Source organism: Shewanella donghaensis (genome assembly GCF_007567505.1).
GTDB lineage: Bacteria > Pseudomonadota > Gammaproteobacteria > Enterobacterales > Shewanellaceae > Shewanella > Shewanella donghaensis.
Genome location: NZ_CP041783.1, coordinates 1,443,632 through 1,459,757 on the forward strand (window position 1 = coordinate 1,443,632; position 16,126 = coordinate 1,459,757).

General features: G+C 40.4%; 15 protein-coding genes. 2 read left to right on the forward strand and 13 right to left on the reverse strand.

What is annotated here, in order from left to right; all coding sequences use genetic code 11:
- Positions 1-98 precede the first annotated feature (98 nt).
- Complete coding sequence (locus FPK91_RS06120; protein WP_144209420.1) at positions 99-644, reverse strand: hypothetical protein; 546 nt, start codon at positions 642-644, stop codon at positions 99-101.
- A 110-nt stretch (positions 645-754) separates the two neighbouring features.
- Between FPK91_RS06120 and FPK91_RS06125 the strand changes: the two genes are divergently transcribed.
- Positions 755-1,300 (forward strand): sugar O-acetyltransferase, encoded by a 546-nt coding sequence (locus FPK91_RS06125; RefSeq protein WP_144209422.1) that lies wholly within the window; start codon positions 755-757, stop codon positions 1,298-1,300.
- Here the strand turns inward: FPK91_RS06125 and oleD are convergent.
- The 6 genes from oleD to FPK91_RS06155 form a co-directional block, all read right to left on the reverse strand.
- The gene (gene oleD, locus FPK91_RS06130; protein WP_144214189.1) at positions 1,292-2,371 is read right to left on the reverse strand and encodes a 2-alkyl-3-oxoalkanoate reductase; all 1,080 of its coding nucleotides are present in this window, start codon (positions 2,369-2,371) and stop codon (positions 1,292-1,294) included. The genes FPK91_RS06125 and oleD overlap by 9 nt on opposite strands.
- A gap of 8 nt (positions 2,372-2,379) precedes the next feature.
- Complete coding sequence (gene oleC, locus FPK91_RS06135; RefSeq protein ID WP_144209424.1) at positions 2,380-4,098, reverse strand: olefin beta-lactone synthetase; 1,719 nt, start codon at positions 4,096-4,098, stop codon at positions 2,380-2,382.
- A 92-nt stretch (positions 4,099-4,190) separates the two neighbouring features.
- A complete protein-coding gene (locus tag FPK91_RS06140; protein WP_144209426.1) occupies positions 4,191-5,069 on the reverse strand; it encodes an alpha/beta fold hydrolase in 879 nt (292 codons plus the stop codon).
- 48 nt (positions 5,070-5,117) lie between these two features.
- Entirely contained in the window at positions 5,118-6,167 is a 1,050-nt protein-coding gene (locus tag FPK91_RS06145; protein ID WP_144209428.1) for a 3-oxoacyl-ACP synthase III, read from the reverse strand.
- Between the two features lie 252 nt (positions 6,168-6,419).
- A complete protein-coding gene (locus tag FPK91_RS06150; RefSeq protein WP_144209431.1) occupies positions 6,420-7,742 on the reverse strand; it encodes a methyltransferase in 1,323 nt (440 codons plus the stop codon).
- An 86-nt stretch (positions 7,743-7,828) separates the two neighbouring features.
- On the reverse strand, positions 7,829-9,094 hold the full coding sequence (locus tag FPK91_RS06155; protein ID WP_319593230.1) for a chemotaxis protein: 1,266 nt from the start codon (positions 9,092-9,094) through the stop codon (positions 7,829-7,831).
- 230 nt (positions 9,095-9,324) lie between these two features.
- Here FPK91_RS06155 and FPK91_RS06160 point away from each other — a divergent pair, with 230 nt between their 5' ends.
- Complete coding sequence (locus FPK91_RS06160) at positions 9,325-9,558, forward strand: DUF1289 domain-containing protein (RefSeq protein ID WP_144209434.1); 234 nt, start codon at positions 9,325-9,327, stop codon at positions 9,556-9,558.
- Positions 9,559-9,672: 114 nt separating this feature from the next.
- On the opposite strand, the gene FPK91_RS06165 is transcribed toward FPK91_RS06160, so the two are convergent.
- From FPK91_RS06165 to pstB, 6 genes are all read right to left on the reverse strand, one after another.
- Positions 9,673-10,029, reverse strand: coding sequence for a YajD family HNH nuclease (locus FPK91_RS06165; protein WP_144209436.1), 357 nt, complete (start codon positions 10,027-10,029; stop codon positions 9,673-9,675).
- A 101-nt stretch (positions 10,030-10,130) separates the two neighbouring features.
- Positions 10,131-12,110 carry a BCCT family transporter gene (locus tag FPK91_RS06170; protein WP_144209440.1) on the reverse strand — a complete coding sequence of 660 codons (1,980 nt, stop codon included), beginning with the start codon at positions 12,108-12,110 and terminating at the stop codon, positions 10,131-10,133.
- Between the two features lie 124 nt (positions 12,111-12,234).
- The gene (locus FPK91_RS06175) at positions 12,235-12,837 is read right to left on the reverse strand and encodes a DUF502 domain-containing protein (protein WP_144209443.1); all 603 of its coding nucleotides are present in this window, start codon (positions 12,835-12,837) and stop codon (positions 12,235-12,237) included.
- Between the two features lie 162 nt (positions 12,838-12,999).
- Entirely contained in the window at positions 13,000-14,145 is a 1,146-nt protein-coding gene (locus FPK91_RS06180; RefSeq protein ID WP_144209445.1) for a putative sulfate/molybdate transporter, read from the reverse strand.
- Between the two features lie 361 nt (positions 14,146-14,506).
- The gene (gene phoU, locus FPK91_RS06185; RefSeq protein WP_144209448.1) at positions 14,507-15,217 is read right to left on the reverse strand and encodes a phosphate signaling complex protein PhoU; all 711 of its coding nucleotides are present in this window, start codon (positions 15,215-15,217) and stop codon (positions 14,507-14,509) included.
- Positions 15,218-15,301: 84 nt separating this feature from the next.
- Positions 15,302-16,120 carry a phosphate ABC transporter ATP-binding protein PstB gene (gene pstB, locus FPK91_RS06190; protein ID WP_144209451.1) on the reverse strand — a complete coding sequence of 273 codons (819 nt, stop codon included), beginning with the start codon at positions 16,118-16,120 and terminating at the stop codon, positions 15,302-15,304.
- Positions 16,121-16,126: the final 6 nt, after the last annotated feature.

Genomic DNA, 16,126 nt, shown 5'->3' on the forward strand with positions numbered 1-16,126 from the left:
TAAGATACAGAGATGATGTATTTAGCCAATAGTCAAAACGATATTTGTTTAAGTACAACTTGTAACGCTACTGTTACAAGTCAAACTGTAACTCGTAATTACTCTATTCTTTTCCATACTTCAACTTCTTTCAATTTTCCTAAATCAAACCTTTTACTGTGCCAGTGCTCTTCAATTATTTCAAAATTAAAACGAAAGGACTCTTCAGAGCCAACATTAAAAGAGTTTAGGTGTGGATATTCAATATATTGTTTTGACTCAATAATATAAGTACCGCTTGCAGCAGCCCAAAATGACTTAACACCATCTTTTATTTGCATGGTCGTGAAGCTAAAGTGAGATTTTGAAATGACTTTTATCGCCACTAAATTAAGATCCTTATAATCTACCCACTGCTCTTGCTCGTTCAAATAACGCCCTGCAATTAATTCCCAGCTGCCCATTAGCTCACTACTGTCACCAGCCTCATTCAATTCCACCGAAGTTAAAAGAACATTGTCCACGTTTAGAGTTGGCACTTCTTTGTGCGCTAAATCAGCCGCTTCAGTATTGGCACTTAATACACAGACACTTATCAATAATGTGAAGTACAGTATTAAAGGAATGTTGAAATAGTGACTTGTTGTTAAATAGCTCTGTCTCATTAAAAATCTTCTTTAGGCATACCAAGGTACCATCATAGTGATATATTTAGTGGGGTATAGCCGACTTTGGTATATGAATGTTTCGTACGTTATTTATAAGTGAAGTAAAGATGACTGAAAAAGAAAAAATGCTTGCTGGTCTGCCTTATCAGGCATGGGATGATGAACTTGTAATACTTAGAGAAAATGCCAAGTTACTTTGTCATCAATTTAATCATCTCGCGCCAAATGAAACAGCCAAGCGTCATACTATCTTGTCTAATTTGCTCAATATTAAAGGTCAGTTTCACATAGAAGCTAACTTTTTTTGCGATTATGGTGAGAATATCTATGTCGGAGATAATTTCTATTCAAACCATAACCTAGTCATTCTAGATGTTTGCCAAGTCAGTTTTGGCAATAACGTTATGTTAGGCCCAAACGTCATGATTGCCACCGCCTCTCACCCACTGGATCCTGTAGCGCGAAGGGCCACTGAATTTGGTAAACCTATCTCAATAGGCAACGATGTTTGGATTGGCGGAAATGTCTCTGTGTTGGCAGGGGTTTCTATCGGAGATAATAGCGTCATTGGCGCAGGTAGTGTGGTAACAAAAGATATTACCGGCAATGGTGTTTACGCCGGTAATCCTTGCAAATTCATCAAATCAATTTAGGGAGGCTTTTAATCGTTTCATGCCTTCTTCAATACTCACCAAAGCTTCGTAACCAAAGTCATTTTTCGCAGCGCTAATATCAAAGTAATGGCAAGTTGACAATTGCCTTGCCACAAACCTTGTCATAATAGGTTCTTGTTGCTTACCTAAGATGAAGTATAGCGTTTCTAATACAACGCCAGCAGTATAGGCAATACCTGCAGGAACTCGCTTCGACACAGGTTTAATATCAACACAGGCTAAAATGTTATTGAGCATAGCTGCCATCGTAATGGGTTCATCATTACTTAAAAAATACGCTTTACCAGCGCAATTTTTCTGTTTCGATAAATCGAGGGCGGCTAGAATATGAGCATAAGCCGCATTATCCACATAGATGGTATCAACCAGTTTATCTTCTTTGCCAACGAGCTTTAACTTGCCAACCTTAGCCCGTTCAATCACTCGTGGAACCAAATGTGGATCTTCAGGCCCCCAAATCAAATGAGGCCTTAATGCTGTAGTCTTTAATTGATCGCTATTACTTTCTAGCACCATTTTTTCAGCTATGGCTTTTGAATGACCATAAAAGTTTAAAAACTTAGCGGCATAAGGTGCAGATTCATCAATACCTGCTTCGTCTTCGCCAGCAAACGTGACACTGGGTGTACTGGTATAAACTAATCGTTTGATGCCTATTGCCTTACAAGCTCTAACGATATTAGCGGTGCCGTTCACATTGGGGGAAAAGTAGCTGTCTCTATCCCCCCAAACGCCAGCTTTTGAGGCTACATGAAATACAAGATCGCAATCCTGCATAGCAGCAAACAAAACATCATAGTCGCTAATATCACCTTGATACATGGACACACCCATTGCGGTTAACGCTGGGTACTCTCCACGAGCAAAACCATTAACTTCTATTCCTGCGGCGCGTAAACGTGTGCAAATAGCCTTGCCTAGAAAACCGCCTGCGCCGGTGATAAATACTTTATTTACCGTACTTTTCAAGGCTAGTAATGCTGATTGCTCAGGAGATAACAATGATGCCAAATCAATATTAACAATTTTATTTACTGGTGCTTGACCCATAGTCACAACTATTCCTTCCACTGCTTTTGAGCCCAAACGGCTAATTTTTCTCTAAAAATCTTGGCATTATGGCGTACATCCACAGGGAAATCGGGATGAATAAGAAAACGAGAGATCCCTGTCGTATGCTCATACCCTTCTGCCATAGCCAATAATTCATGATACAAAGTCTTACTGGTTGAACAAACAATGCTCTTATCTAACTCAACGCATAACAGTGGTTCAATGTTGCCATTAATTTCAATATTAACCAGCGCAGAGCGCTTTACTTGCTTATGAGTATTAAAAACTCGCTCACATGGAATCGAGAAATACCTTTTAGCAAGCTTACCTTTTAAAGTCTGATCAACACGATGTGCTTTACGACCGCACATCCATAATTGGCCAATGTCATCAACATAGCCTACATCGCCCATTCGGTGTCTTGTATCCCCACCATCATCAATTTTAGCGATTTTTGTCGCACTATCTCGTTGGTAATATTCGCGGCTAACCATTGGGCCTTTTACAACGATTTCACCTATTTGACCAACAGGTAAAATATTCACATCAGTCCAATCGGTAATAACTGACTCAGTAATCTCAATAATACTGATATCTACACCATTGATGGCATGACCCACGCAAATGCCTTTACCTTCATCTGTTGCTACAGTGGTATTAAATAGCGCACTGCTAGGTATCTTACTGATGGGCAGAGACTCTGTTGCGCCGTATGAGTTAAGCACTTCCACGCCATCAACTAACATTTTACTGAAGCGTTTAATCGATGAGATAGTCGCTGGAGCGCCTGCAGAAATAACCCGCTGTACACTAGATAGCTTAAATTGTTGACGACCTTCACTTGCGGCATCAGCCGCTTGCCCTAAACGCTCTAAGAGCGCTGGATTGACAAACATATTGGTGCACTGGTATTTCTCAATAGCGGCAAATAAATAATCAGGGTTTGCAGTTATTGGTTTACTTGCATCCATTGCTGGCACTATGGATGCCATACCTAATGCAGGACCAAATAGCGAAAATAACGGGAATGTCGCTAAATCTCTTTCACCCGGTTTAATACCATAATCATGTTTTAATGCGCTAATTTGAGCTTCAAACATAGCATGAGAATACACCACCCCTTTGGGTGTACCCGTGCTGCCACTGGTAAATAAAATAGCCGCCATTTGATCATCGTCAAGCGTGACCATTGGGTACGCTTTTGATTGAGTATGAGTTAAATTGCTTTGAGGTAATTCATCAACACTGATTGCGCCAGATAACCAACGCTGAACCTTGTTACCACCCACATTCAAACATTGCTTAACTGAAGATTTACCCCAGCCTAAGATTCTTCGAGCGATATGCGCTTTAGGTATACCAATAAACACATCAGGTTGCGATTCTTCAAAGCACTGTTTTAAATTCTTAACACCCATTCCTGGATCAACCAGAATAGGAATGACTCCCGCTTTAAACAACGCAAAGGTCAGCACAAAAAAATCGATACTTGGCGTTACCATTAATACCGCTTTCATGCCCGCTTTGAGGCCAAAAGCATTTAAGCGAAATGCGATATCATCAGATTGTTGGTTCAAGGTACCAAAATCAAGCTCTTGATATTTTAAGGTATTGGTCGATTGATTCGCTGATGTTGCAGTTTGGACAGCAACAGCTAATTGAGATGGGAAGTGAATTGCAGCATCTTGTAAGTGCCGACAGAGATTAGCGGTTTTTAATGTCATAAGCCCGATGTCATTGGTTATAATTTGGGCGCGAAACAGATGTTTAGCGCCCAAGGTATAAAAACTAGCTTTGTTAGTCTTTAGCGTTATGCCTAAAGCTCGTCAGCCATAAAATTCTGAATCAACCCGATGACATCTTCGCTAGCATCTTCAAGAATATAATGACCACAGTCTTCAAATTCGGTTACTTGCGCATGGGGCATATATTGTCGCCACTTTGCTAAAAAGTGTTTATCGAACACGAAATCTTGAAGTCCCCAACAAATCAGCGTCGGTACTTCAGAGAACTTCGACAAGCTATCAGCTATATCTGATACCAGCTCATAGTTACGATCTTCAGGCTTTAAAGGGATATCCTGAACAAAACGTAACGTTGAGATACGATTTTTCCAGTTATTAAACGGTGCGACATACGCTTCGCGTACTTCTTTAGACATAGGTTTACGTTTAACACCCACATAAGAAGCGATTGATGAGAATGCATTAAAACCTCTCACCAAAAAAGTCCCTAAAATCGTTTCACGACAAACCCATAATGCCCACGGGAATGGTTTAGACTCTGGTAGATGAAAAGCCGCAGTATTTAAAAACACTAAGCGCTTAATACGCTCAGGGTAACGAGCCGCAAAGCCCATACCAATCATTCCGCCCCAATCATGCACAACCAGGGTAATGTTTTCTTTTACATCTAAATGTTCGAGTAACGCTTCGAGATCATCGATGCGGTTTTCTAAAGTGTAATCATACTGAGGATCATCCGGCTTATCTGATAAACCACAACCGATATGATCAGGAACAATACACTGATTCGTCGAACTTAATGCGCCGACCAAGTTACGATAATAATAACTCCAACTAGGATTGCCGTGAACCATAACAACTGGTTCACCCTTACCTTCATTAATATAGTGAAGTTTATTACCGTTACGGTCTAAATAATGGCTGTCAAAAGGCAACAGATTCTCTAACATGATGCTTCCCATAATTTTATAATACTTATTAAATAACCAACGACGCGACTACCACTTGATGCCGAGCATCATACAGTTCAATCCGCTGCCTATTCCTAGAAAGCTCACTTGATCGCCTAATTTCAAAAAGCCTTGGTCATGTGCCATAGCGGCAGTAACTGGCAATGAAACAGTGCCCATGTTGCCCAAGGTTTCATAGGTTGGAAATTCTTTTTCATGGGGGATATTAAGCGCATTTAACACTTGTTTGCGGTTTGACGCGCCCACTTGGTGACAAATCACTTTATCAACTTGATCCACTACCCACTCACGCTGTGTAAGAAAGTGCTCCCAAGTATGCTTAGCAAGGTCGACACCTTCTTTAAGCAAGGTGACTGCATCCGTTCTCATGAACTCACGATACAATTTCTGACTGGTTTCTTGCAAGCCCCACTGACATAACTCGTGATGCTCAGGAGCTGATAAGTGACTCGCACCTAAAAGCTGATGATTACGAGTATTCTTCAGCGGTAAACTACCATCAGTTAAGATAACCGCAACAGCACCAGAGCCGCCCGTTAACGTTGCCAATGATTGAGCAAAATTCTGCATGGTTGGATCAGAAAGCATATTGTCGATAGTCACTTCAACAATGTCGCGAGCCGATTCGCAAGACACCACCATCCCAGCTTTAATTTGACCAAGCTCAATACGGTTAGCAATATCTAAAATACCAGAAAGCACACCTAAGCAGGCGTTACTGATATCGTATATAGCAGTGTCTTTCGAGACACCTAACTCAGCAGCAACGCGACAAGCTGTTGCAGGCTCATGTTGGTCACGGCAAACGCCTGTGTAAACAACTGCGCCTAAATCACTGACACTAATGCCAGTTTCAGCAACGGCTTTACGAGCTGCACATATTGCACCGTCAGATAAGCGATAACCTTTTGGCCACCAACGACGCTCTTTGATACCGGTTAAAGCGGCTAATTGCCCCATTGGAATACGAAACTTTTGGTAAAGTGGCGCAAGGCGAGATTCTAGGTCTAGACTAGACACCACTTGGGGTGCTAATTCATAGGCCATACTATTAATAAAAACGCGGGAATATTTCATGAAACCGTATCAATCGCTCACTTTAATGCCGCTCAACGCAGCCGAATTTATTGGTATTTGCTAATAACCCGCCATTTGAACAAGAAAAGCCCAAATATTCAATATAAAACCACGATAAGTAGTATATAAATCTACGCCAGCCACAGATTACTTCATTTTTGTTTACTGTATCATGCAGCAGGCTAATCACAGTGCTTTAAAATAAAAACCATTTAACAGTACCTTAGAGAGCTGTTCGAACAGAATAAATTTCTAAGTGATTTTTTTAGCTTGAATTAGCCTATTTCTCGGTGTGATATCGTTTGCACAAAATTCAATCATCGAAACTTGGTAACCTTGTTGTTCTAAAAAGCATACTCTATCCAGCAATAACCATTGTTCGATTGCACGTCTAAAAAGATGTGCGACAAGATCAATTCGTTGTGTCAGTCTCTGTCTTGCAGCGCCTTTGACGCGATATGTTTCAAAATCCGTCATTGTTGATGTATCAACCTGCTTTTGTTTCCCCGCCCAATGACAAAAATCAGTAAATGATCCCGACAACTGACTGCGTTTGATACTGGGAATAGGCAAATATTGATCATTTCCAGTGATATCACGTTGCATGCTATCAAAACCTAAACGCCAAGCAATTTCCTGATGTCTTAAAGTCTGTAGTTTTTCACTAGCAATAACACTTTGCTGCAAAGGAAGTTGCAAGTCGTGTCGCGACAATTTCAGCCCGCTAGCTAATGCCGCTGCAGATAAGGGCTGATAAAACTCTGCTTGTATAAGGTGATAACAACACGGCGAAAAAGAAATAGCTTGGGTTTTAGCCTCTGTCGCTAATTCAAGTAACTTGATATGCAGGTCACCGCAAGCATGTAGTGCTATAGCATGTTGCTCTGCATTAAGCGGATTTGAACCGAGCCTACTTACAGATAAATTGAACACATCGACACAATAAAATTGTTGTGAAAGCTGCCATTTATCAGCAAAGCTTTGACCTTGCTCACACAAGTTTTGTTGCCACTCTAAGCTAATAACATCTGCTTGGTGACTTTTAGCTATATAGCGTCCAAGGTGCCCTTTGCCTGCACACCACTCAACAATCGGCTTTCCTGTGGAAATATTGGCTGCAAAAGCCGTAATTTGTTGCCACTTACGCCCTTTAATATGGGCACTGAAATGCGCAAGTTCTGACTCTGATAGGCCCTCATGTAGCAAACCCGTCTGAGAATCAATTGGCTGACACTGTAATTTATCATCAAAGACAGACTGAGTGACCGTATTTGATGTCTGTGCGAGTATGAGTTCAAGGTTATCAATGACAATGCCTGATTGCGCCAAATCCTCAATCAAAGCAGGCAGTAAAGTAACAATCAGCAATTGTTGTTCAACATCAATGTTGTCAATGTCGCTATCATTTATTGCCCAGACTTTGTCCGCTAAAATTGGAAACTGTTCAATCCAAGGCAAAGTTTGACAATCAAAAGCTTTAACCTGCCACAGACATTTTAGCCTGAGTAAACACTCACTAATTTGTGTCAGTTGCAGGCTATTAGCATTGTGATGAATAGCGATATCTGAACGCATTATGTCCCTTTTACTCATAACGTTAACTGATAATATTTACTCACTACATGACTGACAAGATTCACTTAAAACCTTAGCGTTCAATATTAACGAATATCATTTGCTTGAGCTTTAACTTGTTTAGTCACGTTCATGCGTCTTCCTAGCCATACACCAATGGCTAACGGCGCGAAAAATACCGCGATTAAGAACAAAATGAAATACACAATGACACTTTTAATTAATTCAATAATTTGAGCAAACACCAGTTCGACTGTTTTTTCAGTCAAAGCATCTAAATCTTGTATCGCTGCAGCACGCTCAGTTGCCACCATTTTTGCTAACGCTTTTCGTTCACTGACGATAATTAATGCTAAGGACTCACGCTCTTTTGATAATTGCATTAGCTTATCATCAGTCATATCACTGAGCTGATCTAATAGCGGGCTAAGTTCTTGTGTCATATCACTGGCTAACACGGTCATCATTTCCGGTGTTTGTTGCATTAATTCTTGGAACTTAATGGTAGTTTCGCTGATATTGTTGAGTGCTGACTGCACATCTGCAGCACTGACATCGGCATGTAACGTATAAAGTTGTGCTTTCCAACCCAGAATTTTTGGCATTTGTTCTGTGGTCATCGCCATTCTATCAGATATGTCGCTCATCACTTCTGGCATAGAACCAAATGTAGTAATAGCTTCAAATTCTGATATTTTACTGAAAGTAAGCCATGCATTAAAAGCTGATACACGGGTAAAAGTAATATCTTTAATCGGATTTTTAGCGACATATTGCGCCACAAACGCTTGGTTATGCTTAAAGCTATTAGCATCAACAAAACCTTTTACAGTCGTCTCAAATTGAAGCGCGAGTGTTGAACTTGCTTCAATAGCAAGATGTTGCTGGTCAGAAAATAACTCAGCCCCTGAACCTTGCTCATAAAACTGTTTCATTTGCTCGGTAAACACCCAAGTATCTAGCATTGCAGCAACCGGTGATGCTTGAAATATCGACCGCTGTAAATTCTGTTCCGCGTATATTTTCCACATAATACTATTAGCTTTGACGTTTACATCGTCAGAATTTGCAGCGATTTGATCGGCGCTTGCTTCAACTTGAGCATAAAAGCTGTAACTAAATTCGCGGCTAAACATTCGCATGTTTATTTGCTCTTTTGGCAAAGGTTCGACACCACTTTCGAGTTTAACCTCCAACAATGAGCAAGCGGTTAAACTCAGTCCCATAATACCGATGCACAAAGCACTCACGACTTTGCTGAAAACGACTCTTTTATTCAAAGATTTGATTTCACGACTCAAATCAATAAAATTAATAATACTTTTAGTAACTAAAACAAACCATGATTTCATGGTAATCTCCACGCCATAACGACACAATAAAGCAGCATTCACACTACTTACTCGTAGCAAAACGCCAACTAAAAAACGACAGCACACTCAAAATAATCACGTCAAAAACAAACAAATAACCTAATTAATTCAGTTAGGTACACTTGAATTCAGACTAGATTTTATTGGTTAACTTGTCTATATGGGTCAATAGAAATTAGCTGACAATATTTACAGAAAAAGGATTAACAATGCACTCTCCTTGCGTAGCAAAATGCGGACTAAATGAAGATGATTACTGCATGGGATGTTTTAGGCACATCAACGAAATTGTTGGCTGGGGTCAAGCAAGCGAAGAAAGAAAACAAAGTATTTGGCAGCAACTTCCTGAACGTAAGCAAAGTATGGCCGGCGGTGATAACAATCAAATAATAAGCCGTGATAAATGGCTCAAAGCTGAGGCAGAAATTAAAGCTGCAGAATAATAACTTAAGCGAGATAGGCGGTAATAAAAAAAGCCCATAAATGAGCTTTGTTGTTTTCGTTTTGTTTTTCGATTCGGTTATCTTCCGAGGGAGTAACGATAACGTTTCGAAAAATTACTTTTTCATCATCGATTTCAAATCAGCAAAAGGATTGTAAGTCGCCGTTTCTTGCTTGTTTTCAGTAGTATTGCCATATTGAATTAACTCTTCAAATCGAGAATGCTCATTGTCATGGCAGTACAAGCATAATAACTCCCAATTAGAGCCGTCTGATGGGTTATGATCATGGTTATGATTCACATGATGCACCGTCAATTCAGACAAGTTTTTATGCGTGAATTCACGTGTACAACGGCCACAAATCCAAGGGTATAGCTTTAGTGCTTGTTCACGATAGCCCTTTTCACGAGTCGCTTTATAGTCTCTCGCTTCGGCTAACACTTTATCTAACTTACTTTGCGTACCTGACATCGTTTTTCCATTTAATTTTCATTAAAATATTACCCCAAGGATAATCTCAGTTATCACTTGGGGCAATGTTTTCTATCATATTATCAACACTAATTACTGAGTTAGTCGTTGAAATCCGTCACCAGCTCAGAATTAGATAAATGCTGATAATGTAAGTAACGCTCATATTGATTGACAATATCCGCAATAATTTGCTCTTGAGTGTAACCCATCACATCATAATGCTGACCACCATGCTCCAAGAATACCTCAACACGATAGTAGTCTTGTTCAGGTTCATAACCTTCAACATCAACACCATTCATGGTAAATGCACGAATACGTAGACCATAAGCAAACTGTAGCGTCTCATTATTACCAATAAGCAAACGGACCCGTTCATCATCTTGAGTAATCACAGCCGGCGTATCCTTGCCGAGAAATAATTGCCTGACCTCTTCTAAACCTGGCTTTGCAATCATATCTAGGAACTTTTGTGCATCTTCTTGGCTCGGTTGTGACACCAATACATCAATGCGGTCTTTCCAGCTCATGTTCGCTTGAGCAAATTGCACACTAGTATTATGTTGCTGAACGCTTTCTAGCTTCAAACGGTCATCTTGTAATGCCTTATATAAGCCTAAACACATTAACAACATAACAATCATAATCGGCATCGCGCTAGCAATTGCAGCGGTTTGAAGGGCTTGTAATCCACCCGCTAACAGTAAAACGCTCGCTACAATACCTTGCAACACAGCCCAGAAAATACGTTGCCATACTGGTGCTTGTTCATCGCCACCAGAGGTCAAATTATCAATAACTAACGAACCAGAATCTGATGAGGTAACAAAAAATGTAACCACTAGAAAAATAGCAATGATTGATAACACGGTAGAAAAAGGCAAGTGTTCGAAGAACTTAAACAGCGCCACCGAAACATCGTTAGATACCGCCTCAGACAGATAAGTCGCCCCATGATTTCTGATCATATCAATAGCGCTATTACCAAAAACTGTCATCCATAAGAAGGTGATCCCCGTTGGGAAAAATAATACCCCAACTAAGAACTCACGAATCGTACGACCGCGACTAACGCGCGCAATAAAGGTGCCGACAAATGGGGACCATGAGATCCACCAGCCCCAGTAAAGCAATGTCCAACCGCCAAGCCAATCATCTTTTTGTTCATAGGCATATAAGTTAAATGTCATACCCACAATATCACTTAAGTAACCACCAGTATTTTGAACGAATGCTTGCAGTAAAAGCACCGTTGGTCCTAAAAACAATACTGCCAGTAACAGAAGTAATGCTAAAGCAAGGTTCAGCTCACTTAAACGTTTAACCCCCCTATCTAAACCTGCAAAAACCGAGATAGTCGCAATCCCCGTTATCACCATAATAATGACAATTTGAACGGTTATGTTATTAGGTAAATCTTCGAATAAGTAACTCAAGCCCGAGTTAACTTGCAGCACCCCAAAACCTAATGACGTGGCAACCCCAAACATGGTGCCAAGCACAGCAAATGTATCTACTGCATGGCCGATAGGGCCATAAATACGTTCGCCAATTAATGGATACAAAGCAGAACGCGGCAACAATGGTAATTTATGACGATATGAGAAATACGCTAAGCTTAATGCTACAACAGCATAGATAGCCCAGATGTGAATTCCATAATGATAAAAGGTAATATTCATAGCATCTTTTGCTGCTTGAATCGTCTCAGGTGTAGCATCTGGCGGAGCCAAATAATGCATCACTGGCTCTGCAACCCCGAAGAACATCAACCCTATGCCCATCCCTGCCGAGAACAACATAGCAATCCAGCTTTTATAACTGTAATCAGGCACTGAGTGATCAGGGCCTAATTTGATATCGCCAAAGCGGCTGACCATCACAAATATAATAAAGATTAAAAAGACTGCGACACCAAGAATATACAACCAGCCAGCTTTGACCTCTAGCCAGCTTTGAATCGATTTAAAAAATTGACTGGCTTCACCTGGCCATACAGCACAGATAAACACCATAAGGAAAATTAACAGCACTGAAGGGAAGAAAACCGGAGGATTAATACTCGATTTCTTTGACATGATTGAGACCTGTAAAAGTGATAATGACATTGGTTACATGAGTTAATGACTCAGTAACCCTCTTTTGCCTATTGTTTTAAAGCATACAACAAATATTTAAGTGTGTACTTTAGGGGGTAAATTATTACTTAGCTTCTGTTGTAACGGCTTTCGAATTAGAAATCGAGATGCCCGCAGTCAAATTAAATCGCATAGCATCTTCAAATGACCAATCGACTTCAATGAGATCTTCGCGCTTAACTAAACTTGTTACACCCGCCATTTGATAACTCAACTGAAACAACACTGGCACCCAATCACCTTCAGGCAGTGCATCAGCGAGAGGTTGTGGCGCATGTTGATTCATAATAAAGCCAACGACATAGCCGCCATTAGCTTGCTTAATTAATACTGTTTTTTGATTTTTAGGTTTGCCATCCCGCTTCATTAAACCGGCAATATCTCGAATACTGCCATAAACTGATTTAAACAGCGGGAATTTCATAAGTTGGCTTTCTACCCAACCATAAAACCACGCAAAAGGGCTAAATGAGAACAATAATCCAGAGATAAATACCAATACCGCCACTAATATAAATCCTGCGCCAACAAACGCATTATCTAAACTAGCGATATCCAATAGTAGATGACCTAAACCATCTAACGATATAAATAATGACCAAAATAACCAGAGACTTAGCACCATAGGGAGTAAGTTAGTTAGACCACGAGACAAGGTATTTTTCATTCAGCAATCACAGAATTTGAGTAAGCGGCAAATGTTAACACAGTTTAATAAAGATACTTATTAGCCTTTACCATAAATCAGTAGTCGCTAAATAACATTTGTGAACAAGCTCACATTCGATATGAGTGTTTCAACAGAATAAAGCTTTAAATAATGTCAGCATTATTTTACCACTCGGTTGTAGCGACTCAATTGCTGCCGACCAAACTCGAGAATAACGCCAATAGCTAATCCAGCGGCAGTATTGATCACTAAGCAGGTAAAAGCCGTCGTAACAATCACGAAAATACAAAAGGGTTTACCATCAAGAAAGCGTTTTGACCAAGCAAGCTGAGTCCCCGCTATGGCCAATAAACTGCCCAAAACTGCTAACGGTATTAACGAAAGCACTGTCGCTATTCCCTGCCCCCAAAACGCAGCAATCAATAAGCAAGTCACCCCAAATATTGTTGGAGCTAACCAGGTTCTCGCGCCAAAGTGATGTTGCACTGCTAAACCACCAGCCCCATGGCACATTGCAGCCCCGCCAAAAGGAGCAAGCAGCAAGTTTGCCCAACCAGAACTAATAGCAAAGTTCTTCGGTTCAAAACGCGCGTTATCCTTAGGGAACTTATCTTTAGCCATCGCAGATATAGCAATAACCGCATTGGTTAACGTCAGCGCTAACTGTGGTAACACTAATAATACCGCTGCAGAAGTCCATTCATCATAACGAGGCCAATTTAATTGCCAAGTTGATGCCGCACTAAAATCAAAACTCGGCGCACTATTACTGATTAATTGCCAAGCAATACCAACACCAATAACGATTGGCATGATGAGGTATTGCATCGGAAAGAATCGGCTTACTAACAGTGCAGTAAAAGCTAATAAACCTAATAGCCACGTTTCGCTCATCATTTGCCCACCGAGCCACATTAGCTGAATACCGATAGCCAATTGAATACCAATACTGATAGCAGGCGATAGTTGTTTTGCCATCCATTGAATAATACCTGAATACGCCAATATCAATAAGGTAAGCCCCATTAACATCGCAGATGCTTGCAACATCCCAGGGGTCAGCCCTTCAGCAATAACTAATGCGCTAATGACCTTCATTGGCTGAACTGGTATGGGGCGTCGATAATAAAAGGCAGTGAAAAGTGAAAAAAAGCCAAAACCTAAAAATATGCCCTGAGGGGAAAATTGGTTTAATGCGATGAGCCCTAGAACTAAAGGAAGAAAAGTACCGAGGTCAGCAAACGCACCGCTGAACTCACCTGAAAATTTATTAATACTGTTAAGTCCGTTTGTCTTACATCTCATATATCTTGCCGCGAGGAATCAGTATTCATATCAAGCAATTAAAGTGCCAACGCGATTTCTGTGAGCGAGTTCAAACTAGGATAGGGGTTTTAATCAATTTAGGTTTAAATCAAGACAGATTGTCTGGTACATTTTGACCCAAGTGGTCATTTTATCCATAAAAAATGTAATTAATGCTTTTTAAAAGCTTTATTAAACGCAATAAAAAAGCCTCAACAATGAGGCTTTACATAAGAGAGCTTAAACAGATTCTCTATTAAGGTTTAAGTCGCACCTGGAATAAGATTCGAATTGCGCCTAAATAAGATTCTAGTAGCAAAAAACGATAAATAATCTCACTCGTTGAACACTGCAATAACGCTTACATATTCAGATCTTTTTCCATATCTTCATATGAAGTATGACGTACATCTTTGCCTTTAACGAAGTAGATAATGTATTCACAAATATTTTTACAACGGTCGCCTACACGTTCAACAGCACGAGCGGCCCAAAGTACATCTAGCACACCAGGAATTGAGCGAGGGTCTTCCATCATATAGGTCATTAACTGACGAATAATACCTTCATACTCTTTATCTAATTTGGCATCCTCTTTATGAAGCGCAAGGGCATTATCCGCATCCATACGTGCTAATGCATCCAATGTGGCATGCAGAGTACGAGTGGCGTGACGCCCCATGTTTTCAATGCTTACTAATAAGGGTTGCTGGTTGTTTACACGCTTATCCAACGCTGCTTTAGCGATACGCACACAGGCATCACCAATACGTTCTAAATCAGTAATGGTTTTAGTAATCGTAATGATTAAACGTAAGTCACTTGCCGCAGGTTGGCGCTTAGCAATGATTCGAGTACATTCTTCATCAATTGACACTTCCATGCCATTAACACGGTGATCGCCATCAATCACTTTTTGAGCAAGTTCGGCATCTAAAGAAGCCAATGCATCCAGTGATTGTTCAAGTTGACGCTCAACTAACCCACCCATTGCCAATACACGGTTACGGATATCTTCTAACTCAGCATTAAACTGACCAGAAATATGCTTACTTAACGTTTTATTTTCCATTACTTGTTACCTTAATTATCTAAGACAAAACCATCTAATACTGTTCGCTAACATTTCACTATTGATAATGAATTAACCCGAGGGTTAACCATAGCGTCCAGTGATGTAATCTTCAGTTTTACGCTTTTTAGGCGTAGTAAAGATGGTATTGGTATCAGCATATTCTATTAATTCGCCCATATACATAAAGGCGGTTTGATCTGAAACCCGCGCAGCTTGTTGCATGTTATGGGTAACAATAACCACGGTATATTTCGATTTCAGATCAGTGATGAGCTCTTCAATTGTTAACGTTGAAATCGGATCCAACGCTGATGTTGGTTCATCAAGTAATAATACTTCAGGCTCAATGGCAATCGCACGGGCAATAACCAAACGTTGCTGCTGGCCACCAGATAAGCCAAAAGCATTATCATGTAAACGATCTTTCACCTCATCCCAAATTGCAGCGCCGCGTAACGATTGCTCTGCTGCTTCATCGAGTTCACGGCGGTTACTAATCCCTTGAAGGCGAAGGCCATAAACCACATTCTCATAAATTGATTTTGGGAATGGATTTGGGCGTTGGAACACCATACCGACATTACGACGTAATTGCGCTACATCGACTTTTTTGTCATAAATATTTTGACCATTCAGTAAAATCTCACCTTCAATTTTACAGGTTTCAACTAGGTCGTTCATACGATTAATACAGCGCAACAAGGTAGACTTACCACAACCACTGGGTCCAATAAATGCTGTAACTTGTTTCTTTGGAATTTTCATCCCGACATTAAATAATGCCTGCTTGTCACCATAACGTAAATCGAGGTTACGAATTTCCAGCGCGGTATCTTGTGGTGATAAGTTTTCCAAATCAATAATGTCAGACTTAGTTGCGCGTTGATCAATTGAAATCATTTTTCT

What these genes read in the sequence shown, in the direction of transcription:
- FPK91_RS06120 (WP_144209420.1), bottom strand. Translation starts at nt 644, where the DNA reads ATGAGACAGAGCTATTTAACAACAAGTCACTATTTCAACATTCCTTTA.
- FPK91_RS06125 (WP_144209422.1), top strand. Translation starts at nt 755, where the DNA reads ATGACTGAAAAAGAAAAAATGCTTGCTGGTCTGCCTTATCAGGCATGG.
- oleD (WP_144214189.1), bottom strand. Translation starts at nt 2,371, where the DNA reads ATGGGTCAAGCACCAGTAAATAAAATTGTTAATATTGATTTGGCATCA.
- oleC (WP_144209424.1), bottom strand. Translation starts at nt 4,098, where the DNA reads ATGACATTAAAAACCGCTAATCTCTGTCGGCACTTACAAGATGCTGCA.
- FPK91_RS06140 (WP_144209426.1), bottom strand. Translation starts at nt 5,069, where the DNA reads ATGTTAGAGAATCTGTTGCCTTTTGACAGCCATTATTTAGACCGTAAC.
- FPK91_RS06145 (WP_144209428.1), bottom strand. Translation starts at nt 6,167, where the DNA reads ATGAAATATTCCCGCGTTTTTATTAATAGTATGGCCTATGAATTAGCA.
- FPK91_RS06150 (WP_144209431.1), bottom strand. Translation starts at nt 7,742, where the DNA reads ATGCGTTCAGATATCGCTATTCATCACAATGCTAATAGCCTGCAACTG.
- FPK91_RS06155 (WP_319593230.1), bottom strand. Translation starts at nt 9,094, where the DNA reads ATGAAATCATGGTTTGTTTTAGTTACTAAAAGTATTATTAATTTTATT.
- FPK91_RS06160 (WP_144209434.1), top strand. Translation starts at nt 9,325, where the DNA reads ATGCACTCTCCTTGCGTAGCAAAATGCGGACTAAATGAAGATGATTAC.
- FPK91_RS06165 (WP_144209436.1), bottom strand. Translation starts at nt 10,029, where the DNA reads ATGTCAGGTACGCAAAGTAAGTTAGATAAAGTGTTAGCCGAAGCGAGA.
- FPK91_RS06170 (WP_144209440.1), bottom strand. Translation starts at nt 12,110, where the DNA reads ATGTCAAAGAAATCGAGTATTAATCCTCCGGTTTTCTTCCCTTCAGTG.
- FPK91_RS06175 (WP_144209443.1), bottom strand. Translation starts at nt 12,837, where the DNA reads ATGAAAAATACCTTGTCTCGTGGTCTAACTAACTTACTCCCTATGGTG.
- FPK91_RS06180 (WP_144209445.1), bottom strand. Translation starts at nt 14,145, where the DNA reads ATGAGATGTAAGACAAACGGACTTAACAGTATTAATAAATTTTCAGGT.
- phoU (WP_144209448.1), bottom strand. Translation starts at nt 15,217, where the DNA reads ATGGAAAATAAAACGTTAAGTAAGCATATTTCTGGTCAGTTTAATGCT.
- pstB (WP_144209451.1), bottom strand. Translation starts at nt 16,120, where the DNA reads ATGATTTCAATTGATCAACGCGCAACTAAGTCTGACATTATTGATTTG.